The following is a 24,983-nucleotide window of genomic DNA, read 5'->3' as shown; positions in this document are numbered from 1 at the left end:
CGCCGCTCAGGAGGCCTTCGCCAGCGCCTCGGCCAGGAACTGCGCCGCCTGCCGGACCAGCCGTAGCCGCTCCCGGTCGGGGGTGTAGTCCTGCACGTTGTCCGAGATCCGCACCTCCGCCTTGGCCGCCGCGCCGGGGCCCGCCTTGAGCGCCGCCTGGAGCTTGCGGGCCGCGTCCAGCCCCGGGGCGTCCGCCTTGGCGGCGGCCAGCAGCAGTTTGGCCGCGCTGCCCGCCGGGGCCTCGGCGCCGGTCTGGGTGAGCGCGGCGGCGTCGTACCGGCCGGAGACCGCGGCGGCGGCGCCGTACAGGTCCGGCCGGGCCAGCCCGGCCGCGGCCGCGCACGGTGCGCCGCCCTCCACGCCGAGGGTGCCCCAGGAGGCGGGGCCGGGCGGCAGGGTGCGGAAGGAATTCGAGACGGTGGTGCGCAGCGTCGTGTCGTCGGAGACGGCGGCCGGGGCGGCGGCGACCAGCTCGCAGGGGTGCGCGGTGCCGTTGGGCGCCTCGGGGGCGACCAGGATGAACGGGCGGGCGCGGCCGGCCTGCAGGGCCGCGCCGATGCCCTCGAAGACGTCCGGGACCTCGGCGTCGGCGGTCTTGCTCGGGGTGGCGGCGTGCATCACGACGACGGGGAAGCGCGCGTTCGGTTCCTTGGCGTACTGCGGAGGCAGCCAGACCCGGATGTTGCGCGGCTTGCCGTCGGGGCCGAGCACGGCGGACTGCAGCAGTTCGCCGCCGGCGGGGTGTCCGACGCTGTCGAAGCGGCTGGCCACGGCGGCCGTCGTGGCGGCGGCCGGGGCGGCAGCGGCGGGAGCGGAGCCGGCCGACTCGGCCGGGGGCGTGGGCGGCGCCGCCTGCTGCCGGACCGCCGGACCGGCGCCGGGGTCCGTCCACGCCCCGAGCCCGGCGGTGTCCGCGGCCGACTGGGCCCGGTCCGCGCCCTGCCCGCCCCGGCCGAGGCCGCCGAAGGCCCCGAGCGCGGTGAGCACCGTCAAGGCGGTGACGCACACCCCGCAGACCATCGCCCCCGCCGCCCGCAGCAGCATCGGCCACCGGTCGCCCGCCAGCTCGTAGGTCTCGGCGGCACGCAGGTCCCGCCAGCGCTGGAGCGCGCCGCGCGCCAGCCAGATCCCGCCGACAGCGGCGGCCAGCAGGGGAATGACGAGAAGCGGACGAACCACGGAACGCACCACCTCACAGGAAGGTCGGCGCCGGACCGGACCCGGTGCCGTACGGGAGGCGACCGCTCCGGCGGCGGGCCCCCGACGCGGGGGTCCGGGGTGGGCCGGGGCACAGTCGGCCCCCAGCGTGCACAACGGGCGCACCGTCACACGCGGGTGTGCCCGGCGCGTATCGTCCGTTCACTCGAAGGTGGGACGCCAGACGGACGCCAGGAGGCCTACCGAGGACCGTACGGGGCCGGACGGACGCCGAGGCCTACGGGGGACCGTACGGCGGGCCGGACGAGGCAGGACGAGGCCTCAGCCCGCCCGCAACGCCACCGTCATCGCCTCGACCGCCAGCAGCGGGTCCACGTTGCGGTCCAGCGCCGTACGGCAGGCCAGCACCGCCTCGATCCGGCGCAGCGTGCCCTCCGCCGGACCGGCCTGGGCGACCCGGTTCAGCGCCTGCCGCTGGTCCTCGTTGGCGAGCGCGCCGGTGGAGCCGAGCTGGATCGCCAGCACGTCCCGGTAGAAACCGAGCAGGTCGAGCAGCGCGACACCGAGGGTCTCCCGACGGGTGCGGGTGGCGCGGCTCTTCTGCCGCTTCTCCAGCTCCTTGACCGCCCCGGCCATGCCGCGCGGCGCCTTGCTGCCCTCGGCGGCGCCGTAGGCCGCCTTCAGGTCGTCGGTCTCCTTGGCGTCCTGGGTCTCGGCGAGCGCCTCGGCGTCGGCCTTGGCGGTGTCGACCAGTCGCTGCGCGGCGGCCAGGCAGCCGCCGATGTCCGAGACCTCCAGCGGGATCCGCAGCACCTCGGCTCGGCGGGTGCGGGCCTGCTCGTCCACGGCGAGGCGGCGCGCGCGCTCGATGTCGCCCTGTCCGGCGAGCGCGGCGATCCTGGCGGCCTCCGGCTCCACCCCGTCGCGGCGGACCAGCATGTCGGCGACGGCCTCGGCGGAGGGCGTGCGCAGCACGAGCAGGCGGCAGCGCGAGCGGATGGTCGGCAGAACGTCCTGGACGGACGGGGCGCAGAGCAGCCAGACGGTGCGCGGGGACGGCTCCTCCACACCCTTGAGCAGCGCGTTCGCGGCGGCCTCGGTGAGCCGGTGCGCGGCGTCCACCAGGATCACCGACCAGCGGCCGCCGGTCGGGTAGCTGGAGGCGCGCAGCACCAGCTCGCGCATGTCACCGACGCCGATGGACAGGCCGTCGGTCCGCACGTACTTGACGTCGGCGTGGCTGCCCGCGAGCACGGTGTGGCAGCCGTCGCAGAACCCACAGCCCGGCGTGCCGCCGAGCGCGAGGTCGGGGCTGCTGCACTGCAGGGCGGCGGCGAAGGCCCGCGCGGCGGTGACCTGCCCGGCACCGGGCGGGCCGGTGAACAGCCAGGCGTGCGTCATCAGGGAGGCGTTGCCCCCCTGCGCCAGGGCGGCGCCGCGGCCCGCCTCGACCGCCGCTCCGGCCGCCCGGGCCGCGGCGGTCAGCTGCTCGACCACCCGCTGCTGGCCCACCAGGTCGTCCCAGACGGCCACTGCTGCTCCCAAGCTCCGTACGGCAACGCTCTCCGCGCCGATTCCCCGCCGTCGAGCATACGTCTCCGCCCCGACAGCCACTGCTCCGTCCGGGCCACCCCGGGCACGGGACGGAGCGGCACCAGGTGCGGGAACCGCGTCCGGGCGCGGCGGACGGCGAACAACGGCGGACGGCGGCGAGCGGCAGACGCCAGCGGGCGGCGCCGCCGGGAGCAACCGCCCCGGTGACGCCGCCCGCGCGGTCCTGGTGGGACCGGCTCAGCTCCGACGGCCCCAGCGCCTGGCCTTGCCCTTGCCCTTGCCGTCGTCCTCGCCCGGCCCGCCGTCGCGCGGATCGTGCTGCTCCTGGTCGCCGACCTGCTCCCAGCGCGCCCACTCGTCGCGCGACCCGAGCAGGGTGTCGGTCAGGCTCGGCAGATCGTCCATCGGGGTCTCCTCGGCCCACTCCGGCCGGGACCGCTCCGCCGTGGGCTGCTCGTCGGGCTGCTCGGCCGGCTGACCGCCAGCCTGCCCGGCGACGTGACCGGCAGCGGGTCGCCCCGCACCCGGCCGACCGACGACGGGCCGGACGGCGCCCGCCTGCCGCCCGTCGACCACCGGCAGCTCCCGCGTGCTGTCCACCGGCTCACCAGGCCGCCGGCCCGGGTCGATCCGGGGCAGCACCGCCGTCTCGTCCGCCGCCGGAACCCTGGGCAGCACGGCGGTCTCGTCGACGGCCGGAACCGTCGGCAGCACCGCCGTGTCGTCCGCGGCCGGCACCTTCGGCAGCTTGGCGGTCGCATCGGCCGCGCCCGTATCACCCGCGCTGCCCACGCTGCCCACATCGGCCGACTCCGCAGCACCGGCCGCCTGCCGGTCCCGCAACGACAGCTCCCGCGTCGCCTCGTCGCCGAGCCCGCCCGAGGCCGACCCACCCGAAGCCGAAGCTCCCGAGGCCGAAGCACCCGAAGCCCCCCGCGGCGTCTCCGGCACCGCCCGCAGCTCCGTCGTCGCCGCGTCCCCGGTCTCCGGCCGACCCTCCGGCCGCCCCTCGGCCCGGTCGGCCCGGCCGGCCGCCGTCTCCGCCGCAGCGGCGGCCGCCGCGAGCGCCGCGGCCTGCGCCAGCCGGGCCTCCTCGGCCCGCTGCAGCGCCTCCTCCGCCCGGCGCCGCTGCTCCTCGCGGGCGAGCTCCCGCTGCCGCTGGAGCTCCGCCCGGGCGGCCTCCTCGTCGGCGATCCGCTTGCGCTCGGCGGCCTCCGCGGCGAGCCGGGCCTCCTCCGCCGCCCGCCGGCGGGCCTCCTCCTCGGCGCGGCGCTTCGCTTCCTCCTCCGCCCGGCGGCGGGCCTCCTCCTCGGCCTTGCGCCGGGCCTCGGCGGCGGCCCGCTCGGCCTCCTCCTTGGCCAGCCGCTCCTGCTCGGCCTGCTCGGCCCGCAGCTGAGCCAGCACCTCCTGGCGCTTGCGCTCGGCGGCCTCCTCCTCGGCCTTCTTCCGGGCCTCCTCGGCGGCGCGGCGCTCGGCCTCCTCCTTCGCCAGCCGCTCCTGCTCGGCGCGGGCGGCCTTCTCCTGCTCGGAGAGCGGCAGCTCCCGGTCGAGCCGGTGCCGGATGGCGGTGGTGACGAAGCCGGGAGCCTGGCTGCCGTCCACGACCAGGTAACGCGCCGGGTCGGCGGCCGCGAGGGCGAGGAAGCCGGCCCGGACCCGCTGGTGAAACTCGGTGGGCTCGGACTCCAGCCGGTCCAGCGCCTCGGTGAAGCGCTCGCGGGCCTTGGTCGGGTCGACGTCCAGCACCACGGTCAGGTCGGGCAGCAGCCCGCCGGTCGCCCAGCGCGAGATCCGGGAGACCTCGGTGGCGGCCAGGTCGCGCCCGGCGCCCTGGTAGGCGATCGAGGAGTCCATGTACCGGTCGGTGATCACCACGGCGCCGCGGGCGAGGGCCGGCCGGATGACGTTCTCGACGTGCTCGGCCCGGTCGGCCGCGTAGATCAGCGCCTCGGCGCGGTGCGAGAGACCGGTGTTGCCGACGTCCAGGACCAGGCCGCGCAGCCGCTGCCCGACCGGGCTGCCGCCGGGCTCGCGGGTGAGCACGACCTCATGCCCCTTGCCGCGGATCCACTCGGCGAGCGCCTGGGCCTGGGTGGACTTGCCGGCGCCGTCGCCACCCTCCAGGGCGATGAAGAACCCGGTGCCCGTGCCCCGGTGCGGCACCGGGCCGCTGCCGCCGCGTACCGCGTCCACCAGGTCCCGGGCGAACGGCGCGGTGCCGCGCCGGTCGTCGGTGCGCAGCAGCACGACGGCGGCGAGCACGAGGGTGAGCAGGCCCGCGGTGGCGACGGCGAGGGCCGCGCCGCCGTGGATGAAGGTGAAGGAGCCGGGTTCGACGGAGCCGTACTCGACGTCCCCGTACGCGGCGGCGATCAGCGGGACGGCGACCAGCGCGGCGGTGACCACGGCCCGCAGCACCGCGTACAGGTGCTCGGTGACCTTCGGCAGCCGGGCCTCCTCGACCTCCTGGGCGAGCAGGGTGCGCCCGGCGGAGATCACGATCCCGGCGGCCAGGCCGGCCAGCACGGTGAGCAGCAGGACAAGCACGAAGTCCAGCACCAGCCCGGCCAGGATCAGCGCGACGCCCTCGGTGAGCAGCGCGAGTGCGAGGAGCCGGCGGCGGGAGAGCGAGGGCAGGGTGGCCCGGGTGAGCCGGGCGCCCAGCGCGGGGGCGCCGGCCGCGGCGAGCACGATCAGGCCGTAGCCGATCGGCCCGGCCCGGTGCTCGGCGGCGGTGAGCAGCGCCAGCGCGGCGACGCCCGCCATGGCGGCGAAGGCGGCCGCGACGGAGAAGGTGAAGTACGGGGCACTGCCGGTGCGGCCCTTGCTGAGGGCAGGGCCGGGGGTCGCGTCCGTCGGGGCGCGCAGACCGGTCAGCGGCGAGTGCGGGGCGACGGTCACCGGGCCGCCGGGCAGCTGCTGGAGGTGGTCGCGGACGGCCGCAGCGGCGAACAGGCCGGCCGCGCCGAGCGCCGCGAAGGTCAGCTGGTGGGCGCGCAGCCAGTCCGAGCCGAGCGCCGCGCCGATGTTGTTGACCAGGGTGAAGCCGACCAGTCCGACGGCCGCCAGCGGCACCGTGACCCAGCCGGTGAAGCGGTCGACGCTCCGGACGGTGTCCAGGTTGGCGGCGGCGGGCCGCTGCTCCGCGGCGGGCGCGTAGGGGTTGGCCGGCGGCAGCAGGCCGGGCACGGCGGCGGCCTTGGCGATCCCCCGGACCCGCTCGGCCGCGCCGGTGAGGAACACGGTGGCGAGCAGCGCGTAGGTCGCGGCGCCAGACGGCTCCGGCCCGGAGCTCAGCCAGACCGTCCACCAGGGCGCCAGGCCGATCAGCAGGGCGCACAGCGCGTCGGCGCCGAGCAGCGTCCAGCGCCGGTCGAGCTTCCTGGCGACCAGCTGGTGCACCGGCTCCAGCAGCGCCACGCCGACCAGGCCGGTGGCCGCCACCCGCACGGCGAGGACGGCGGCGGTGGCGAAGGCGAGGCTGCGCGGCAGCTCGCCGAGCTGCCCGCCCTCGGCGGCCGCGATCACGGTGAGCGCGAGCAGCACCAGCAGCCCGAGCCGGTCGGCGGTGCCGCCGATCAGCTGGGTGGTCCACAGGCGCCGGTAGGGCCGGGTCCGCAGCAGTGCCCTGGCGCGGTCCACAGGGGATCCGGCGGGCACGACCTCGGGCAGGTCGGCCACGGTGGCTCTGGCGGCCGGGGCGGCGCTGGGGGTGGGCTGCTCCTCGCTCGTCATACGGTCAGCGTAGCGGGCTGGGCTTTGCCCGATTGAGATGAACGGGGTTCCGGTTCCCGGTCATCACCGGCTTGTGACGATCCCCGCACAGACCGCGGGCCCGCGCCCCGGGTGGGGACGCGGGCCCGTTCGGGCTCCGGCAGGGTGGTCTGTCTCGTCGGCCGTCCGCGGACTGCCGGGGGGATCAGCCCTCGTCGGTCGTGGCGGCCTTGCTCGCCGTGGTCTTCTTCGCGGCCGTTTTCTTCGCCGTCGCCGTCTTGGTGGTGGTCGCCTTCGCGGCCGTCTTCTTGGCGGCGGTCTTGGTCGCGGTCGTCTTGGTGGCGGTGGTGGTCTTCTTGGCCGCCGTCTTCTTCGCCGGGGCCTTCTTCGCCGTCTTCTTCACCGGTCCGCGGGCCCGCTTCTCGGCGAGCAGCTCGTAGCCGCGCTCCGGCGTGATGGTCTCGACGTCGTCGTCCTTGCGCAGCGTGGCGTTGGTCTCGCCGTCGGTCACGTACGGGCCGAAGCGGCCGTCCTTGACCACCACCGGGCGCTCGCTGACCGGGTCGGTGCCCAGCTCCTTGAGCGGCGGGGCGGCGGCGGCCCGACCGCGCTGCTTGGGCTGGGCGTAGATCGCCAGCGCCTCCTCGAGGGTGATCGTGAAGAGCTGGTCCTCGCTGGTGAGCGAGCGCGAGTCGGTGCCGCGCTTGAGGTACGGGCCGTAGCGGCCGTTCTGCGCGGTGATCTCCGCGCCCTCGGGGTCGGTGCCGACCACGCGCGGCAGCGAGAGCAGCCGCAGCGCGTCCTCCAGGGTGACGGTGTCCAGTGACATCGACTTGAACAGCGAGGCGGTGCGCGGCTTGACGGCGTTCTTGCCGGTCTTGGGCGTGCCCTCGGGCAGGATCTCGGTGACGTACGGGCCGTAGCGGCCGTCCTTGGCGACCAGCATGTTGCCGCTGACCGGGTCCGGGCCGAGCTCGAAGTCGCCGCTGGGCTTGGCGAGCAGTTCCTCGGCCAGCTCGACCGTCAGCTCGTCCGGCGGCAGGTCGTCCGGGATGTCGGCGCGCTGGCCGGGCTCGCCCTCCACGGCGGAGGCGCGCTCGACGTACGGGCCGTAGCGGCCGACCCGCAGGGTGATGTCGTCGCTGATCCTGAACGAGCTGATCTCCCGGGCGTCGATCGCACCGAGGTCGGTGACCAGTTCCTTCAGGCCGCCCAGGTGGTCGCCGTCGCCGTTGCCGGCCTCGGCGGCGACGCCCGCGGCGTGGCCGTCGCCCTCACCGAAGTAGAAGCGCTTCAGCCACGGCACGGACTGCGCCTCACCGGCGGCGATCCGGTCGAGGTCGTCCTCCATCTTGGCGGTGAAGTCGTAGTCGACGAGCCGGCCGAAGTGCTTCTCCAGCAGGTTGACCACGGCGAAGGAGAGGAAGGACGGGACGAGCGCGGTGCCCTTCTTGAACACGTACCGGCGCTGGATGATCGTGTCGATGATCGACGCGTAGGTGGAGGGGCGGCCGATCTCCCGGTCCTCCAGCTCCTTGACCAGCGAGGCCTCGGTGTAGCGGGCCGGCGGCTTGGTGGCGTGGCCCTCCGGGGTGATCCGCTCGGCGGCCAGCGGGTCGCCCTGGGCGACCTGCGGCAGCCGGCGCTCGCGGTCGTCGAGCTCGGCGTTCGGGTCGTCGGCGCCCTCGACGTAGGCCTTGAGGAAGCCGTGGAAGGTGATGATCTTGCCGGAGGCGGAGAACTCGACGTCCCGGCCGTCGGCGGAGGCGCCGCCCACCCGGACGGTGACGGACTGGCCGACGGCGTCCTTCATCTGGGAGGCGACGGTGCGCATCCAGATCAGCTCGTACAGCCTGAAGTCGTCACCGGTCAGGCCGGTCTCGGCGGGCGTGCGGAAGCGGTCGCCGGACGGGCGGACGGCCTCGTGCGCCTCCTGGGCGTTCTTGACCTTGCTGGCGTAGGTGCGCGGGGCGTCCGGCAGGTAGTCCGCACCGTAGAGCTGGGTGACCTGCGCCCGGGCCGCGGTGATCGCGGTCTCCGACAGCGTGGTGGAGTCGGTGCGCATATAGGTGATGAAGCCGTTCTCGTACAGCTTCTGGGCCACCTGCATGGTCCGCTTCGCGCCGAAGCCCAGCTTGCGGCTGGCCTCCTGCTGGAGCGTGGTGGTGCGGAACGGCGCGTACGGCGAGCGGCGGTACGGCTTGGACTCGACGCTGCGGACGCTGAAGGCGGTCTGCGCCAGGGCGGCGGCCAGCTGGCGGGCGGCCTGCTCGTCCAGGTGCAGGGTGTTGGTGCTGCCGGCCTTCAGCCGGCCGTCCGAACCGAAGTCGCGGCCGCTGGCGATCCGCTTGCCGTCCACCGAGGCCAGCCGGGCGCCGAAGGTCTCCGGGTTGGCGGCGTCCGCCGGGGTGCGGCCGGTGCCGAAGGTGCCGACCAGGTCCCAGTACGAGGCGGTGCGGAAGGCCATCCGCTCGCGCTCGCGCTCGACCACCAGACGGGTCGCGACGGACTGCACCCGGCCCGCCGACAGCTTCGGCATGACCTTCTTCCACAGCACCGGCGAGACCTCGAAGCCGTACAGGCGGTCGAGGATGCGGCGGGTCTCCTGGGCGTCGACCAGGCGCTGGTTGAGCTCGCGCGGATTGGCCACGGCCTCCTGGATCGCCGACTTGGTGATCTCGTGGAACACCATCCGGTGCACCGGCACCTTGGGCTTGAGCACCTGCTGGAGGTGCCACGCGATGGCCTCGCCCTCGCGGTCCTCATCGGTGGCGAGGAAGAGCTCGTCGGACTCCGCGAGCAACGACTTCAACTTGTTGACCTGGGACTTCTTGTCCGCGTTGACCACGTAGATGGGCGCGAAGTCGTGGTCGACGTCCACCCCGAGGCGGCGCACCTCGCCGGTGTACTTGTCCGGTACCTCGGCTGCGGTGCTGGGCAGGTCGCGGATGTGCCCGACGCTCGCCTCGACGATGTAGCCGGGGCCAAGGTAGCCCTTGATCGTCTTCGCCTTGGCCGGCGACTCGACAATGACGAGTCGCTGTCCGTGCGCGGTCTCGCTGCTCGGGGACACCTTCGCTCTTCTCTCCCGGTCCTTATGTGGCTGGTCGGCGCTGGCAGCACGGGCTGCGCTCCGCCCGACCCCTCCACCGTCCCGGGCTGCCGCTGAACGACACCCCACCAGCGGAGTGTGACCGTACCCCGGCCACCCTTGTCAAACGGACGGTTCCCGCGTTTTCACTTGCCGGGCTCACCGACGCCACTCGAACGGTAACCCGATGACGGAGGTTCGCGCCCCGTGGAGGGCGGCTTCGGCAGGTTCCGGAGGATGGAATGACGGATTTCAAGATCTGTCAACGAGAAATCGCCGTGCTTCCGGGCGGAGCCCTCCGGAGCACTCCGGCGCGCGCCGGAACGCTTGGGCCGTCCGGGCGCCGTCGGCGCGGAGGCCGGACCGCCCCGAGGCCTCCGTACTGCGATGCCCGGCCGCCCCCGAGCCGTCGCGTGCCGTTCCGACCTCAGCGGCCGACCGCGACCAGCAGCGCGGCGCCCGCCGCCAGACAGCACGCCCCCAGGGCGCTCCACAGCAGGTCGGCGGCCGCCGCCCGGCCGATCTCCCCCGCCGCCAGCACCGCCCGGCAGGGGCGGTCCGGGTCGTAGCAGACCCGTACCGAGGCGCCCGGAGCGAAGCGCACCGGACGGCGCAGCGGGGTGTGGCCCCGGGGACGGGTGAGCACCAGCTCCCCGATCCGGCCCCCGCCGGGCCCGCCCGCCGGGGGCAGCACGGAGAAGGAGAGCAGCGGAGCGCTGTCGAGCTGACCGTGCGCGTCGCTCTCGGCGACGACGGTGGCGACGGCCGGTACACCCCGCCGACGCACCCGGTGGCGAAGGCGCACTTCCGCGGCGCACCAGAGCAGCAGCACGCCACCGAAGAGGGCGAGCACCAGCCCGGCCACCGTCGCCGTCGTCGTCTCCACCCCTGGCCCCCGGCTCCCCGACGTCATCCACAGCCTGTGGATGGAGAGCCTCACAGCGCCGGACCAACGCGGCACGGCCGCCCGGGGGCGGCCGCCCGAACCGGAGGGGACGGGCGGGTGAACCAGGGATCGTCCGCGAAGCGTTCTACCGGACGGGCGGACGGACGCCGTGACGGACACCGGGCGGACGCCGGGCCAGCGCCGGGCGGACGCCGGGCCGACGCGTGCGGCGGGTCACCGGAAGGGATCGGGTGGGGCGGGTCACCGGACGGGATCGATGAACCCCTGCTCGGTCAGCAGCCGCAGCGACTCCGGCACCCGATCCCGCAGCACCACCCGGTCCTCGCCCAGCAGCTGCGCGATGGCGTCCACGATCTCCCCCGCCGTCAGCGACCCGTCGCAGACCCCGACGAACCCCGCACCCACGGTGTCCACCTTGGTGGCGCGCCGCATGCCCCGGTTGTGACGCAGGATCACGTGCTCCGGGTCCTCCGCCCCCGGCGCACCGACCTGTTCCTGGACCACCTCGTCGGCCAGCACGTAGCGGGCCGCGAGCAGGCCCGCGTCGTCGTGCGAGCGCAGGAAGTCCTGCCGGTCGAACCACTCCTCGATGTGCGGGCCGAGCGGCTGCTCCACCGGGTGCGGCCACTCCTCCACCCGCACGGTCGGACGCTCTGCGCCGCCCGCCCGCAGGGTGATCCAGCCCATGCCGATGCCCTCGACCCGGCCGGCCTCGAAGGCGTCCAGCCACTCGCCGTACCGGGCCTGGTAGTCGCCGCCGGCGCCGCGGTGGTCGCCCCCGTCGCGCAACCACAACTCGGCGTACTGGGCCACGTCCTGGACCTCGCGCTGGACGATCCAGGCGTCCAGCCCGGTGCCCGCGACCCAGCCGGCCAGCCGCTCGTGCCAGTCCTCGCCCTTGACGTGCTGCCAGTTGGCGAGCAACTGGCAGTAGCCGCCCGGCTCCAGGTGCTCGGCCGCCGAGCGCACCAGGTTGCGGCACAGGTCGTCCCCGGCCATGCCGCCGTCGCGGTAGGTGAACCGGCCGGCCGGCGAGATGACGAACGGCGGGTTGGAGACGATCAGGTCGAACCTCCGCTTCCCGACCGGCTCGAAGAGGCTGCCGGCGGCCACCTCGGTGTTGTCGAAACCGGACAGCGCCAGGGTCAGCTCGGTGAACCGCAGCGCCCTCGGGTTGAGGTCGGTGGCGACGACCCGCTGGGCGTGCCGGGCCGCGTGCAGCGCCTGCACGCCCGAGCCCGAACCGAGGTCCAGCGCGGCCCGGACGGGGCGGCGAACCGTGATGTTGGCCAGTGTCGTGGACGCCCCGCCGACGCCCAGCACCAGGTCCTTGCGGGCCACCCCGTGCGCCGTCCCCCCGGAGCCGATGCCGCCCGCGCCACCCACCGCGCAGCCCAGGTCGGAGACCACCCAGGCATCCGAACTCGGCAGACCGGCCACCTCATTGGCGTACGGCCGGACGTCCACGGTGGCGCGCACCAGGTCCCCGTCGGAGCGCAGCCAGCCGTCCGCCAGGCAGTCCTCCACCGGCAGGGCGGCCGCCGCCGCCCGGTACGGCACCGGCTGCTGCAGCAGGAACAGCCGTACCAGGGTCTCCAGCGGGCTGCCGCCCTGCGTCGCACGCAGGGCGGGGACGGCCTCGCTACGGGCCAGCGCGGCGTATCCGGTGGGGCCCAACAGGTCCAGGCACCCGTCGGCGGTGAACGATGCGGCCAGCAGCGCCTCGCGCAGCTTGGCCAGACGGGTCGGGTCGAGAACGGGGCTACTGATCACCCCGCCATTGTCCCCCGGCCCGGCCGGCCGCCGCCCCGCAGCCCGGCCGTCGACGGACGGGACCGGAGCGGGGGTGGCCCGGGCCCAGGCGCTCCGCTGTGGAGGCGACCGGCGGCAGCCTGACGCGCCCGTCAGCCCCTGATCTCGGCGCTCCGCCGGACCACACCAGAAGCATGCAGCCCGATCCGCGCCCCGGCCCCCTGCCGAGCGCCCCGCGTCACGAACCGGAACGTCGGCCCAGGCCTTTCCGTCTCTCGGTTTCCGTTTCCGTTTCCGTTCCGGTCGCTTGCGCCCTCCGGGCCGCCCTCGATCAGCTCGCGCTGGGGGCGGGAGTGGACGGGCTGGACGCCGGGGTGGTGGTGCCGGCGCTCGCCGAGGGAGCGGCCGCCGGGTTCGCGCTGTCCGTCGCGCCGGGCGTGGGGGCCGCGCCGGGAGCGCTGGACGCGCTGGGGGCGCCGGAAGCGGGGGAGGCACCAGCACTCGGGGTCCCGCTCGTGCCCCCGGCTGCCGGGGAGCCGCCGGCGTTGCCACTCGCCCCCGCACCCGGAGTCACCTGGCTGGGCTTGCAACCCTCCTGCTTGGCCATCGCGGCGCCGAGTTCTCCGTGCTGCAGCTTGCTCTGCGCCTGGGTGGACAGCGACGCCAGCCGCTGCACCTGATCGGCGACGCTGCGCAGCCCGTCGGCGAACTTCGCCTGGTCGTTGTTGGGCAGCGCGTCCAGCTTCTTCTGGACGTCCTGGTAACCGTCGGCCGCCTTCTTCAGCTCGTCGACGGTGTCCTTCTGGAGGGTGGCGCCGTCGTCCACCTTGGGCGCGCCGGCCGCGTCGACGGCGGTGGCGATGTCCTGGTTGGTCTTGGCCAGCTTCCCGATGTCCGTCGAGAGTCGCTTCTGCAGGTCGGCCGGGGCCTCGCCGGTCTTCACTTGGCCAGTGTCCGCGAGCGCGGTCTGGGCCTGGGCGATCGGGTCCTTCGCCGCGCCGCAGACGTTCGACGCCCAGGACTCCAGCTGCTTGCTGTTGCCGTCGCCGCCACAGCCGACGGCGCCGAACGCGAGCAGCACGCCGAGGGCGGGTACGGCCAGCAGTCGCTTGTTCACCGGGAGAAGCCTTTCGGTTCGGTCGTCTTCGGTCGTCGAACCTACACGTGCGCCGTCCGGGTGCCGGTTCCCGGCCGCTCAGCCCCGGGCTGCCCCCGCCACCTGCGCTCCCGCTGTCCGAACTCCCGCCCCCGGCCGCCGCTCAGGCCCGTTCCACCCGGATCGGATCGCCCGGACGGACGGTGCGCAGCACCTGGGAGTCCCCGTCCAGTGCGCCGAGGACATTGCAGGGGCTGGCCAGTCGGCACTCACCGTCATGCGAGATCGGAGTCGGCCCGTACGGCAGCGCGAGGCTGTCGCCGTCGGTCCAGAACGCGACCGTGCCCGGCGCGACGACCTGCTGGGCACTGTCCTCGCGCGGCACGCTGACGGGCGTGCCGAAGTAGACCTCCTCGCCCCAGGTGTTCGCCGTCGAGGCGATCGGCAGCTCGGTCCAGAGCGCCTCGGTGGTCGGTGTGGCCCGCAACGTGGCAGTGGCCTGGCCGGCGGGCCACAGGATGCGAATCCGCATGTGCTTCCTCTTCCGCGACGAGTCCGATCGAGGATCGGACCCGGTCGTGCCGGAAGCAGCGAACCGCCGGTTTCAACACCTTGTCAACGGGATCTCAGAAATCGGGATCCTGGCAGTCGAAACGACGCACGGGCGGCGGCTCGACGATCAGACCGCCACGGAGGCGACCGGCACCGGCCAGCTCATCCGGATCACGCCACCATCGGTGCCGTTGGTGACCTCAAGGTCCTCGACCAGGCCGGTGATCACGGCCAGGCCCAGGGTGTCCTCGTCCGGGTCGCCGCCCTCGGCGCTACCGGAAACCGGGACGGCGGCGGGGCCGGCCTCGTCCTCGACCTCGATGAGGAAACGCTTCTCCTGATCGGTCAACGCGACGCGGATCGTGCCGCCGACGCCACCGCGCTGGTGCAGACCCACGGCGCGCGAGCACGCCTCACCGACCGCGAGCCGTACTTCGTCGAGCACCGACTCGTCGACCCCGGCCCGTCTCGCGACGGCCGCGGCGACCAACCGGGCCGTCCGCACGTGCTCCGGAAGCGCGCTGAATCGAAGTTCGACGGTTGCCATCTCTCCCCTTCGGGGTACTCCGACGGGGGCCTGGACATGCGGCCCCGGTGGGCCGGCCGGACCGGCCCCGGAACGGCCGGGCCGCGCCGGGGCCCATACAGACCCCAGCGCCCCGGACGCGTGGAACGAGCGGGCCGGTCACGGGGACCGGCCCGGGCGCGTCAGTCGGTCGCGGCGACCGCGTCGTCCACCGAGGTGTGGATCGGGAAGACCTTGGTCAGGCCAGTGATCCGGAAAATCTTGAGGATGCGCTCCTGGTTGCAGACGAGGCGGAGCGAACCCTCGTGGGCACGCACCCGCTTCAGACCGCCGACCAGCACACCCAGGCCGGTCGAGTCGAGGAAGTCAACGCCCTCCATGTCGACGACGAGGTGGTACTTACCGTCGTTGACGAGCTCGACCAGCTGCTCCCGCAGCTTCGGGGCGGTGTACACATCGATCTCGCCGCCAACCTCGACGACCGTACGATCGCCGACTGCGCGGGTCGACAGGGACAGGTCCACGGAACCTCCAGCACCTTGCCTTGCTACGTCATGTGCGATCCTCGGCCGGACGGCCGCCACCGCATGGTCGCGAGCCTGGCGCGCCAAGCCAATGCGTGGCAAGCCTCAGCGCTGCGACCCACGGCCGTACGGCCGTCACGGCCACATTCAACCACTTGCGACCATGGCCGCACGATGGCTTACGACGATTCTCCGTCACGCCGGTGACACACTGGGTCCTCATGCCGCCCCGACACAGCCTGCCCGAGGCACTGCTCACGACCCTGGCCACCAGCCGGGGGCGGTCCGACCGGCTCACCCATACGGAGCACCTTCCCGCCCGACCTGCACGTTATGCGCCGTGGCCCGAGTCGATCCGACCGGAGATCGTGTCCTCCGCGCGCGCCGTCGGCGTGGAGCAGCCCTGGGCACACCAGGCAGAAGCGATGAATCTGGCCAAAACCGGCCAGACTGTGGTGATCGCCACAGGCACCGCTTCGGGCAAGTCGCTGGGCTACCTGGCTCCGGTGCTCAGCGACCTGCTGGAGGGCACGGAAGCCCGCAACGGGCGCGGCGCCACCGCGCTCTACCTGGCCCCGACCAAGGCGCTCGCCGCCGACCAGCGCCGCCGCGCCGCCGAACTCGCCCCGCCGAGGGTCCGGGCCGCCCTGTACGACGGCGACACCCCGCCCGAGGAGCGCGAGTGGGTCCGCCAGTACGCGTCCTACGTGCTCACCAACCCGGACATGCTGCACCGGGGCATCCTGCCCGCGCACGCCCGCTGGGCCTCCTTCCTCAAGTCGCTGCGCTACGTGGTCGTCGACGAGTGCCACAGCTACCGGGGCGTGTTCGGTTCGCACGTCGCCCAGGTGCTTCGACGGCTGCGCCGGATCTGTGCCCGGTACGGTTCGTCCCCCACCTTCCTGCTCGCCTCCGCCACCACCGCCGACCCGGCCGCCACCGCCCGGCGCCTGACCGGCCTGCCCGCCGTGGCCGTCACCGAGGACGCCTCGCCGCGCGGGCCGATGGTCTTCGGCCTCTGGGAGCCGCCACTGACCGAGAACGTCGGCGAACACGGCGCGCCGGTGCGCCGCACCGCCACCGCCGAGGCCGCGCACCTGCTGACCGACCTGGTCGAGCGCCAGACCCGGACGGTGGTGTTCGTCCGCTCCCGTCGCGCCGCCGAACTCGTCGCCCTCCAGACCCAGGACCAGCTGGGCCGACCGCTCGCCGACCGGGTGGCCGCCTACCGCGGCGGTTACCTCGCCGACGAACGCCGGGCCCTGGAGCGCGCTCTGCACTCCGGCCGGCTGCTGGGACTCGCCTCCACCTCCGCTCTCGAACTCGGCGTCGACATCTCCGGCCTCGACGCCGTGCTGATGGCCGGCTATCCGGGCACCCGGGCCTCGCTCTGGCAGCAGGCGGGCCGGGCGGGTCGGGAGGCCCAGGGAGCGCTGGCCGTGCTGATCGCCCGGGACGACCCGTTGGACACCTACCTGGTGCACCACCCGGAAGCGCTGTTCGCGGCGCCCGTCGAGGCCACCGTGCTCGACCCCGACAACCCGCACGTACTCGCCCCGCACCTGTGCGCGGCCGCCGCCGAGCTCCCGCTCACCGCCGCCGACCTGGAACTGTTCGGCCCCTCCACCGCACCGCTGCTACCGGTGCTGGAACGGCGCGGCCTGCTGCGCCGACGCGCCGACGGCTCCTGGTACTGGACCCGCCGGGAACGCGCCGCCGACGCCGTCGACCTGCGCGGCAGCGGCGGCAGCCCGGTGCAGGTCGTCGAGGCGGACACCGGCCGACTGCTCGGCACGGTGGACGCCGCGGCCGCTCACACCACCGTCCACACCGGTGCCGTGCACCTCCACCAGGGCCGTACCTACCTGGTCCGGGAACTCGACCTGGAGAACTCGGTCGCCCTGGTCGAACCGGCCGACCCGCCGTACACCACCTCCGCCCGCGACATCACCTCCATCTCCGTCCTGGACACCGACACCACCGTCCCCTGGGGCGAGGGCCGGCTCAGCTTCGGCTCGGTGGAGGTGGTCAACCAGGTGGTCGGCTACCTCCGGAAGCGGATCTCCACCGGGGAGATCATGGGCGAGAGCAAGCTCGACCTGCCGCCCCGCACCCTGCGCACCCGGGCGGTCTGGTGGACCGTCACCGAGGACCAGCTGCTCGACGCGGACCTCCCGCTCGACCAACTGCCCGGCGCCGCCCACGCCGCCGAGCACGCCTCGATCGGCCTGCTGCCACTGTTCGCCACCTGCGACCGGTGGGACATCGGCGGCGTCTCCGTCCCGCTGCACCCCGACACCGGGCTGCCCACCGTGTTCGTCTACGACGGCCATCCGGGCGGGGCGGGCTTCGCCGAACGCGGTTTCCAGCGGGCCGTCGAGTGGCTGACCGCCACCCGGGCGGCGATCGCCTCCTGTGAGTGCGAGCGCGGCTGCCCGTCCTGCGTCCAGTCGCCCAAGTGCGGGAACGGGAACGACCCATTGGACAAGGCGGCCGCCGTCCTGCTGCTGGACGTCCTGCTGGCCGGGGCACCCGAGGCCGGAGTATCCGAGGCCGGGGCACCCGAGGCCGGGACCGGGCCCGGCCCGGAGGGCGGGGCGCCAGCCGATTCATGAGGCCACCGCCGCACCACCCGGGGTGTCCCCCAGGCCGTCCTCGGCGACGGTGACCGGCGCCCTCACCGGTCCGGCCCGGGCCCTGGCCCGCGCCGGACCGACCGGCAACCGCGCCGGGAGCCCCCCGACCGGCACCTCGGCGATCACCTCGACGGCGTCCGCCGACCGGTCCACCGTGCAGGACACCAGGCCGGCGCCCTGCGCGGCAGCGATACCGGCAGCCCGACCACAGCCGCCGTCCGCATCCAGCAGCAGCCGGTCCGCCGCCGCCAAGGCCGCCAGATCGGCGGCGGACTCGGCCCGGTGCCGGGCGGCGACCACCGCACCGACCGCGAGCGTGGCGGCGAACACCGCCACGCCCAGCATCGCCAGCGCGAGCGACCACACCGTCGCCGAACCCGCATCCGACCCACGCCCGCCTCCAGCGGCGGCCCGTGCCGCACGCGCCCGCACCAGCCGCCCTGCCAGCCGCCCCACGGGCCGCCCAGGGCCGCTCAGCAGCGCCATGCACCACCACCTCCTCCTCACGGAACTTCTTCCGGCAGCCCGGCCCACCTGAGGTCCACCCGTAACGCCCGCCGGCCCGCCACCTTCGAGCCATCCGGCCGGGGCGTCGCCGGCCAGTTCACGAGGCTCGCGCAACACCACCTCCCGCCCCGCTTGCCAGCACGTCCTCCCGAGCCGCCACGGCCCGCGCGCCGAGCCGCAGGCTGAGCAGGCCGCTGAGCTTCCCGGGCGCCGCGCACGGCGCGTCCACATCCACCCGCACCGTGTCCGCCGTGACCACGAGCCGGACTTCGGCCCCCGACGGGGCAGCCGCACGGGCGAGTTCGGCGGCGTCCGTCTCACCACGTGCGGCCGCTCGGGCACCGATCCGTGCCGCGTCCACGCAGCGGATCTGTGCGGCCCCCACGAGGACGCCCCAGATCAGCATCGCGGTGAGCAGGACGAGCGCTGGCAGGGCCACCGCCGTCTCCGCCGTGACGAAGCCGCCGTCAGCGCGTCGGCTCGACCACAGCGACCACGGCGGGGCACCGCCGCCCGCCCTCCTACGTGGCATGGAAGGCGCGTTCCAGCATCTCGGTCAGCGCTCCGGTGATGGCCGCGCTGGTCACCACCTTGTACAGCCCGGCGGCGAAGGCGCAGGCGCCCAGCGTGCCGACGGCGTACTCGGCCGTGGTCATCCCGGCGTCCGACCGGCCGCGTCGCCGGGTTTCCAAGCGCGCCCGGCCGTTCGCCCAACGGCTCTTCCGCCGCCACGCCCCCAGCAACTGCCGGAGCGGTCGCCCGGTGCCGGGCCTGATCGCGATCACTGCGGTCATCGATGTCTCCTGTCCGATCTGTTCCGCGGCCCCGGCGGATCCGGAGCCGACGTTCATTCACATCACCTGGGCGAAGCGGCTGGTGAGGCCGATCACCACCGGCACCACTCCGATCAGGACGAAGGCCGGGAGGAAGCAGAGCCCGAGTGGCGCGGTGGCGAGCACCGCGGCCCGGCGGACCCTCGCGTGGGCCGCGCAGGCGGCGGCCGTCCGCTGCGCCTGGGCCAGCCCGATCAGCGGATCGGCCGCTGGCGCCCCGCTGAGGCTCGTCCGGACCAGGCAGCGTCCGAGCGGGGCCAGCGAGGGGTGCTGTTCGCCCAGCCGGTTCCAGCAGAGCTCCGGTGGTGCCCCCAGAGCCAGTTCGGCCCCGATCGCCGCCAGCCGCGGGCCCAGTGGCGCGCCGATGCTCCGGCCCACCGCCGACACCGCCGCCGAGGGCAACGCCGCCGAACCTAGGCAGGCCGCCAACAGTTCGGATCCCAGCGGGAGTTGCCTGGTCAGCAACTCCTCCTCGCGAGCCGCCCGGAGTTCCGTCGACGACCTCGCCCGCGCCGACCACCGGTGGACGCCCACCGCTGCCAGCACCCCGATGACCGCCCCGGCGGGGCCGCCGAGCAGCAGCGCCACCGTCAGCCCGGCGCCGAGCGCCGGCAGCACGCGCCGCCCCGGCCCAACGCGCCGTCCTCGCAAACCGGTTCGCTTCCGCATCTCCTCCCGTTCCCGCGCCCAGGCCAACGCCCGTCGCCTGGTCCGGCCGCGCAACAGCCCCGTCACCAGCGACGCCATCACCACCGCCGCCGTCGCCATGCCCAATCCCGCTGCCGGCATCGGCTCCGGCAGGGCAGCGACCGCCCACGCGTAGACCGGCATCACCCGACCTCCGCTCCGCCACCGAGCGCCCGCACCCACATGCGTCCTCGGTGCACACCACCGGGCTCCCGAACCTCCGCGGCCGGAGAACCGCCGCTGGAGCCCCACTGCGGCTCCAGCGCGCCCCGGGCCGCCGCCCGGACGATGCGAGCCGTCCAGAGCACGCCCAGGCCCTCCAGCACCACCCCCACCGTGAGGCAGCCCAGGCCGGCGGGCGTATGCAGCAGGACGTCCAGCGGACGGGCCCCGATCCCGGCGCCCAGCAGCAGCCCCGCACCCGGCAGGGCGGCCAGCACGGCGATCGTCGTCCGCGGCCCGGCCAGCTCCCCGGTGATCTCCTCCACCAGTGCCCGTTCGGCGCGCAGCGCCTCCGCGACCCGGTCCAGTGCCGCGGCCAACCCCGACCCGCTCTCGGAGGCGACCCGCCAGCAGGCCGCGATGGCCGCCGCTCCACCGCCGCCCGGCAGTTCGGCCAACAGCAGGAGCGCGGCGGGGACATCGCCGCCGTAGCGGCCGGCCGCCAGCCGGGCCACCGGCTCCTCGCCGAGCCGGCGCAGTCCGTCCGCGTCCGCTGCCAGCCGGGCGGTCACCACGTGGAGCGCCTGCTCCGGCGTCGAGCCGCCGCGCAACTCACCGGCCAGCGCGGCGCAGAGCTCCACGACGGCCGCCGCCCGCTGCCCCGCCTCCGCCGTCAGCCGTCGCCGGAGCCGCCACCTTCGCAGCGGGAGCACGGCCACCGCTGCCGCGAGCACCGGCACCGGCGAGGAGGCGACCTGTCCGGCGGCCAAGCCGACCGGCAGGAGCAGCAGTTCCGGCGCCAGCAGCCCCGGGATCCTGCCCCACAGTCGCTCCGTCGGCTCCGGGGCCGGCCCGCGCACCGGAGGACCACTGCCCGCCAGCACCAGCCTGGACCGCCGCCCACCCGGCAGCTGCTCCTGCACGGCCCGCCACGCGGCGGCGGCCACCAGGCACAGCGTCGCCGTCCACCACAGAGCCAGTTGGTCCCGCATCACATCACCACCTCCCATGTCATCGCCTTTTTCCTCGCCATCTCCCCAGCAGCGCCACCGCGGTCAGCGCGCACCCGCCGAGCAGCCCGGCGAACCCGAGTTCCACCCACCGCAGCTCCCGCGCCGCCTCACCTGCCGACACCACCGCTGCCGCGATCGCCACCGCACTCACCCCGGCCCCGATCCGGGCGGCACAGCGGGCGGCATTCCGGATGACGCAGCGAGCGCCACCCCCCGCGCCGCCAGCAACGCGACGAGCCGTTGCCAGCCCACTCCTGGCACCAGGCCGCCGGTCACCGGGAAGGCCACCGCCGGGGTGGTCACAGCCAGCCCGTCACGGTCGCCGGCCAGCGTGTGGACCTCCGCCACCCGGCGCCGCCCCGTGCCCGGATCCCGGACCAGGTGCACCACCACGTCGAGCGCGGCCAGCAGTTGGCTGTGCAGCGCCGGCCGGTCGAGCCCGGCGAGCGAACCCAGCGCCTCCAACCGGACCGGCACGTCCGCCGCCGTGTTGGCATGGACGGTGCCTGCGCCACCTTCGTGCCCGGTGTTGAGCGCGGCCAGCAGGTCGGACACCTCCGCCCCGCGCACCTCGCCGATCACCAGGCGGTCCGGTCGCATCCGCAGCGCCTGCCGGACGAGATCCCGCAGGGTGAACTCCCCCAGGCCCTCCTGGTTCGGCGGCCGGCTCTGCAGCCGCACGACGTGGGGGTGGGCCGGCCGCAGCTCGGCGGAGTCCTCGGCGACCACGATCCGCTCGTCCGACCCGACCAGGCCGAGCAGCGCAGCGAGCAACGTCGTCTTGCCCGATCCCGTCCCGCCGGAGACCAGGAGTGACAGCCGCGCCCGCACGATGCCGGCCAGGAGGTCGGCACCCTCCGGCGGCAGCGCCCCGCCCGCCACCAGTTCGTCGAGGGTGAAGGGCCTGGGCCGGCAGACCCGCAGCGAGATATGCGTGCAGCCGGCCGCGATCGGGGGCAGCACCGCGTGCAGTCTGGTGCCGTCCGGCAGACGGGCGTCCACCCAGGGCCGGGCGTCGTCCAGACGCCGCCCGGCGGCGGTGGCCAGCCGGTGGGCCAGCCGCCGCACCGCCTCGGCGTCGGTGAAGCGGACCCCGGCGGCCCGGTGCAGGCCGCCGCCACGGTCGACCCACACTTCGTCCGGACCGTTCACCAGGACGTCGGTGACGTCCGGCGCCGCCAACAACCGGTCCAGCGGGCCCGCACCCACCAGTTCGGCGCGCAGCGAGCGCACGGTGTCCAGCACCTCGTCCCCGCCGAGCGGCGGCCGGGTGGCCCGCAGCACGGCCGCGACCGAGCCCGCCGTCGGGGCGGCTCCGGACTCGGCCAGCCGCAGCCGTACCGCGTCCACCAGCTCCGCCGTCCGCTCCTCGCGGGCCGTCCGGCCGTACGGGCAGGGCCCGTGCCCGGCCTGGGGCGGCCCGCCGGGCGGCGGCACGCTCCTGAGCGGACGGTGCTCGCGCACACCGTCGCCCGCGCCCGGGGCGCCGCCCCGGGGGCCTGTTCTGCGAAGACGGACCATCAGTACACACCTCCTCCGACCGCCGGCACCGGCGGCAGTACCCGATTCAGGAAGGCCGCGCAGAAGCGCGCGAGCGGGCCGCTCTCCCGCAGGCCGGGCGGTACGCCGTTCTCGACGTCCTCGGCCAGGCCCGGCTCGGGCTCCAACTCCCCGGCCAGCTCCAGTCGCAGCCCGCGGGCGATCCGGTGCGCCGGGAGCCCGCCGGCCCGTACCGGCCGGACCACCGCCCGGACGTCCCCGAGCCGCATCCGGGCAGCCGCCGCGACCCGGTCGGCGGCCGCCACCGCGCGCAGCTCGGCCGGGACCACCAGCAGCGCCAGGTCGGCCTGTTCCAGCGCCTGTCCGGCGGCCGCGTCGAGGTGGCGCGGCACGTCGACCACCACCAGGCCGCCGCGCCGCCGGGAAGCGGCCAGCACGCTGCGCATGGCCTCCGCCGGCACCGTCAGGGTGTCCCCCCGGTCCCAGGAGAGGCAGGACAGCGCGGAGAGCCGTTTGAGGGCCGGAAGGGCCCGGGCCAGCTCGGCCCCGCTGACCCGACCGCGCGAACCGGCCAGGTCGGGCCAGCGCAGTCCGCGGGCCGTCTCGCCGCCGAGCAGGATGTCCAGCCCGCCGCCCAGCGGATCACCGTCGATGAGTATGGTCCGCCGGCCCGTGCGGGCGGCGGCGACCGCGAGGGCGCAGGCCAGCGTCGAGGCCCCGGCCCCGCCCCGGCCGCCGATCACGGCGACGGTGACCGCGGGGGAGCCGACGCCCTCGGCCGCGTCGGCGATCCGGTCGAGCAGCCAGGCTTCGGCGTCGGGCAGGAACAGCACGTGCTCGGCGCCGAGTTGGACGGCTCTGACCCAGACCCCGGGGTCGTCCAGGTCCAGCCCGAGCAGGAGCACCCCACCGCGCCTGCTCAGGCCGGCGCAGCGCTCCGCCTGGTCGTCCCCGACCAGGACCAGCGGGGCGCCCTCCCACAGCTCGCGCGGCGGCGGCTCGCCACGGATCAGGCGGGGTTCGGTACCCGCGGCCGCGCACAGCCGCAGCAGGTGCTCGGCCAGGCCCTCGTCCTCGGTGACGACGAGCGGGCCGGAGGCCGACGGGCCCTCGGCGGTGACGTGGTCGGCGATCGGTGTCGACATCGGTGTTCTCCCCTCTGCGTCGCCGGCCGCATGGGCCGGGGACGCGCGTCGGATGGTGCCGGCGGACGGCCGCCCGACAGACCTCCGGAGAGGAAGGGGATGAGGCTCTGCCCGGCGACCGCCGCCGACCATCACGGTGGGGGGGAGATCCGGATTACGTCATCCACGTTCCGATTGCCTGTGGATAACTCCGGGGTTGTGGATGAAAACGTTCACCCGGGCGGGGGGCTAATCGGCGAAGAATTGACGAATGGGGGTCATGGAGATGAACCGGCCGATCACCGCACCCCCGGCCGAGGACTCTTCCGGCGCGCCCTTCGCGCCTTCCACGCCCCCGTCGCGACGGCCCGGCGGCTCCGGTCGGAAGCGGTCTGCCCGAGCAGCGTCGACATGAGCAACTGGCAACGCAGAGTGACGAAAGGGGATGGACGGACCGAGCCGTGGACACCGCCCGTACACCGTCGGCGGAGCGCTCGCAGAAGCTGCCGCGAAGGGCCTTCGAGCCCTGAAAATGGCCCCGGACGTGCGACGACCCCCGCCGGGGGGGAGAGCGGGGGTCGTCTATCCACAGCCCGACTCGGGGGGGAGGAGCCGGACCGGGTTAGCACGGTCGCGAACGATCCGTGACTTCCATGGTGTACCCGAGCGGCCAGAAACACAAACCCGCACGCCCGCGAGTACACCGAATGGCGGGGTGTTTTGCAGCTCCCTCTATCCTCGGTTCCCGTGGACACCACCGAGAACGCCGACGACCACGCCGACGAGTCCCAGGGCGACACCACCGGGCCCGAGGAACCGGGCGCGCCCGCCCGTCCCCGGCCGAGCGGACCGCGCACGGCCGCCTTCTTCGACCTCGACAAGACCATCATCGCCAAATCGAGCGCATTGGCCTTCAGCCGCCCCTTCTATCAGGGCGGCCTGATCAACCGTCGGGCCGTCCTGCGCAGCGCGTACGCGCAGTTCGTCTTCCTGGTCGGCGGTGCGGATCACGACCAGATGGAGAAGATGCGCGAGTACCTCTCCGCGCTGACCCGGGGCTGGAACGTCCAGCAGGTCCGCGAGATCGTCGCCGAGACCCTGCACAACCTGATCGACCCCATCATCTACGACGAGGCCGCCTCCCTGATCGAGCAGCACCACGCGGCCGGCCGGGACGTGGTGATCGTCAGCAGCTCCGGCTCGGAGGTGGTCGAGCCGATCGGCGAGCTGCTCGGTGCGGACCACGTGATCGCCACCCGGCTCAAGGTCGAGGACGGCTGCTACACCGGCGAGATCGAGTACTACGCCTACGCCGAGAACAAGGCCGCCGCCATCCGGGAGTTGGCCCGGACGGAGGGCTACGACCTGGCCGAGTCGTACGCCTACAGCGATTCGTCGACCGACCTGCCGCTGCTGGAGGCGGTCGGCCACCCCTCGGCCGTCAACCCGGACCGGGCGCTGCGCAAGGAGGCACAGGCACGGGAATGGCCGGTGCTCGTCTTCGACCGGCCGGTGGAACTGCGGCGTCGGCTGCCGGAGTTCTCCGCGCCGAGCGGTTCGGTGCTGACCGCGGTGGCGGTCGGGACGGCGCTGGTGACCGCCGGGGTCATCTGGTACCTGGCCCGCCGGCGCCGCCCCGCCGCCTGA

At 74.8% G+C, this 24,983-nt stretch carries 19 protein-coding genes; 2 read left to right on the top strand and 17 right to left on the bottom strand.

The annotated features are described in order from the left end of the window. Positions 1-6 precede the first annotated feature (6 nt). From ACZ4WV_RS28130 to bldG, 10 genes are all read right to left on the bottom strand, one after another. Positions 7-1,179 carry an alpha/beta hydrolase gene (locus ACZ4WV_RS28130; protein ID WP_465751428.1) on the bottom strand — a complete coding sequence of 391 codons (1,173 nt, stop codon included), beginning with the start codon at positions 1,177-1,179 and terminating at the stop codon, positions 7-9. Between the two features lie 300 nt (positions 1,180-1,479). Beyond that, complete coding sequence (locus ACZ4WV_RS28125) at positions 1,480-2,691, bottom strand: DNA polymerase III subunit delta' (RefSeq protein WP_465751453.1); 1,212 nt, start codon at positions 2,689-2,691, stop codon at positions 1,480-1,482. Positions 2,692-2,949: 258 nt separating this feature from the next. Next, positions 2,950-6,447 (bottom strand): dTMP kinase, encoded by a 3,498-nt coding sequence (gene tmk / locus ACZ4WV_RS28120; protein WP_465751427.1) that lies wholly within the window; start codon positions 6,445-6,447, stop codon positions 2,950-2,952. A 184-nt stretch (positions 6,448-6,631) separates the two neighbouring features. Next, positions 6,632-9,499 carry a type I DNA topoisomerase gene (gene topA, locus ACZ4WV_RS28115; protein ID WP_465751426.1) on the bottom strand — a complete coding sequence of 956 codons (2,868 nt, stop codon included), beginning with the start codon at positions 9,497-9,499 and terminating at the stop codon, positions 6,632-6,634. A 445-nt stretch (positions 9,500-9,944) separates the two neighbouring features. Continuing rightward, a complete protein-coding gene (locus ACZ4WV_RS28110) occupies positions 9,945-10,403 on the bottom strand; it encodes a hypothetical protein (RefSeq protein WP_465751425.1) in 459 nt (152 codons plus the stop codon). Between the two features lie 261 nt (positions 10,404-10,664). Beyond that, the gene (locus tag ACZ4WV_RS28105; protein ID WP_465751424.1) at positions 10,665-12,197 is read right to left on the bottom strand and encodes a DUF7059 domain-containing protein; all 1,533 of its coding nucleotides are present in this window, start codon (positions 12,195-12,197) and stop codon (positions 10,665-10,667) included. Between the two features lie 310 nt (positions 12,198-12,507). Continuing rightward, entirely contained in the window at positions 12,508-13,293 is a 786-nt protein-coding gene (locus ACZ4WV_RS28100; protein WP_465751423.1) for a small secreted protein, read from the bottom strand. A 142-nt stretch (positions 13,294-13,435) separates the two neighbouring features. Further along, the gene (locus ACZ4WV_RS28095; RefSeq protein ID WP_465751422.1) at positions 13,436-13,804 is read right to left on the bottom strand and encodes a cyclophilin-like fold protein; all 369 of its coding nucleotides are present in this window, start codon (positions 13,802-13,804) and stop codon (positions 13,436-13,438) included. Positions 13,805-13,951: 147 nt separating this feature from the next. Next, positions 13,952-14,371: an ATP-binding protein gene (locus ACZ4WV_RS28090; RefSeq protein ID WP_465751421.1), complete on the bottom strand. Its 420-nt coding sequence runs from the start codon at positions 14,369-14,371 to the stop codon at positions 13,952-13,954. A 161-nt stretch (positions 14,372-14,532) separates the two neighbouring features. Beyond that, positions 14,533-14,874 carry an anti-sigma factor antagonist BldG gene (gene bldG, locus ACZ4WV_RS28085; RefSeq protein ID WP_188305076.1) on the bottom strand — a complete coding sequence of 114 codons (342 nt, stop codon included), beginning with the start codon at positions 14,872-14,874 and terminating at the stop codon, positions 14,533-14,535. A gap of 221 nt (positions 14,875-15,095) precedes the next feature. On the opposite strand from bldG, the gene ACZ4WV_RS28080 reads away from it, so the two are divergent. Next, a complete protein-coding gene (locus ACZ4WV_RS28080) occupies positions 15,096-17,489 on the top strand; it encodes a DEAD/DEAH box helicase (RefSeq protein WP_465751420.1) in 2,394 nt (797 codons plus the stop codon). On the opposite strand, the gene ACZ4WV_RS28075 is transcribed toward ACZ4WV_RS28080, so the two are convergent. From ACZ4WV_RS28075 to ssd, 7 genes are all read right to left on the bottom strand, one after another. Further along, positions 17,484-17,942 carry an Rv3654c family TadE-like protein gene (locus ACZ4WV_RS28075; protein ID WP_465751452.1) on the bottom strand — a complete coding sequence of 153 codons (459 nt, stop codon included), beginning with the start codon at positions 17,940-17,942 and terminating at the stop codon, positions 17,484-17,486. The genes ACZ4WV_RS28080 and ACZ4WV_RS28075 overlap by 6 nt on opposite strands. A 172-nt stretch (positions 17,943-18,114) precedes the next feature. Next, a complete protein-coding gene (locus ACZ4WV_RS28070) occupies positions 18,115-18,456 on the bottom strand; it encodes a TadE family type IV pilus minor pilin (protein WP_465751419.1) in 342 nt (113 codons plus the stop codon). A gap of 82 nt (positions 18,457-18,538) precedes the next feature. Further along, a complete protein-coding gene (locus tag ACZ4WV_RS28065) occupies positions 18,539-18,811 on the bottom strand; it encodes a DUF4244 domain-containing protein (protein ID WP_465751418.1) in 273 nt (90 codons plus the stop codon). A 57-nt stretch (positions 18,812-18,868) separates the two neighbouring features. Further along, positions 18,869-19,468 carry a type II secretion system F family protein gene (locus tag ACZ4WV_RS28060; RefSeq protein WP_465751417.1) on the bottom strand — a complete coding sequence of 200 codons (600 nt, stop codon included), beginning with the start codon at positions 19,466-19,468 and terminating at the stop codon, positions 18,869-18,871. A 212-nt stretch (positions 19,469-19,680) separates the two neighbouring features. Beyond that, positions 19,681-20,691 (bottom strand): type II secretion system F family protein, encoded by a 1,011-nt coding sequence (locus tag ACZ4WV_RS28055; RefSeq protein WP_465751416.1) that lies wholly within the window; start codon positions 20,689-20,691, stop codon positions 19,681-19,683. 168 nt (positions 20,692-20,859) lie between these two features. After that, the gene (locus ACZ4WV_RS28050; RefSeq protein ID WP_465751415.1) at positions 20,860-22,233 is read right to left on the bottom strand and encodes a TadA family conjugal transfer-associated ATPase; all 1,374 of its coding nucleotides are present in this window, start codon (positions 22,231-22,233) and stop codon (positions 20,860-20,862) included. Beyond that, positions 22,233-23,357 carry a septum site-determining protein Ssd gene (ssd, locus tag ACZ4WV_RS28045; protein ID WP_465751414.1) on the bottom strand — a complete coding sequence of 375 codons (1,125 nt, stop codon included), beginning with the start codon at positions 23,355-23,357 and terminating at the stop codon, positions 22,233-22,235. The genes ACZ4WV_RS28050 and ssd overlap by 1 nt, the downstream gene beginning before the upstream one ends. Before the next feature lie 726 nt (positions 23,358-24,083). Here ssd and ACZ4WV_RS28040 point away from each other — a divergent pair. Then, positions 24,084-24,983: an HAD family hydrolase gene (locus ACZ4WV_RS28040; protein ID WP_465751413.1), complete on the top strand. Its 900-nt coding sequence runs from the start codon at positions 24,084-24,086 to the stop codon at positions 24,981-24,983.

Source organism: Kitasatospora sp. NPDC029312 (assembly GCF_055569215.1).
Note: the sequence above shows the minus strand (reverse complement) of the source record. Positions and strands in the feature narration are given on the sequence as shown.

What these genes read in the sequence shown, in the direction of transcription:
- tmk (WP_465751427.1), bottom strand. Translation starts at nt 6,447, where the DNA reads ATGACGAGCGAGGAGCAGCCCACCCCCAGCGCCGCCCCGGCCGCCAGA.
- ACZ4WV_RS28095 (WP_465751422.1), bottom strand. Translation starts at nt 13,804, where the DNA reads ATGCGGATTCGCATCCTGTGGCCCGCCGGCCAGGCCACTGCCACGTTG.
- ACZ4WV_RS28090 (WP_465751421.1), bottom strand. Translation starts at nt 14,371, where the DNA reads ATGGCAACCGTCGAACTTCGATTCAGCGCGCTTCCGGAGCACGTGCGG.
- ACZ4WV_RS28080 (WP_465751420.1), top strand. Translation starts at nt 15,096, where the DNA reads ATGCCGCCCCGACACAGCCTGCCCGAGGCACTGCTCACGACCCTGGCC.
- ACZ4WV_RS28065 (WP_465751418.1), bottom strand. Translation starts at nt 18,811, where the DNA reads ATGACCGCAGTGATCGCGATCAGGCCCGGCACCGGGCGACCGCTCCGG.
- ACZ4WV_RS28055 (WP_465751416.1), bottom strand. Translation starts at nt 20,691, where the DNA reads ATGCGGGACCAACTGGCTCTGTGGTGGACGGCGACGCTGTGCCTGGTG.
- ACZ4WV_RS28050 (WP_465751415.1), bottom strand. Translation starts at nt 22,233, where the DNA reads ATGGTCCGTCTTCGCAGAACAGGCCCCCGGGGCGGCGCCCCGGGCGCG.
- ssd (WP_465751414.1), bottom strand. Translation starts at nt 23,357, where the DNA reads ATGTCGACACCGATCGCCGACCACGTCACCGCCGAGGGCCCGTCGGCC.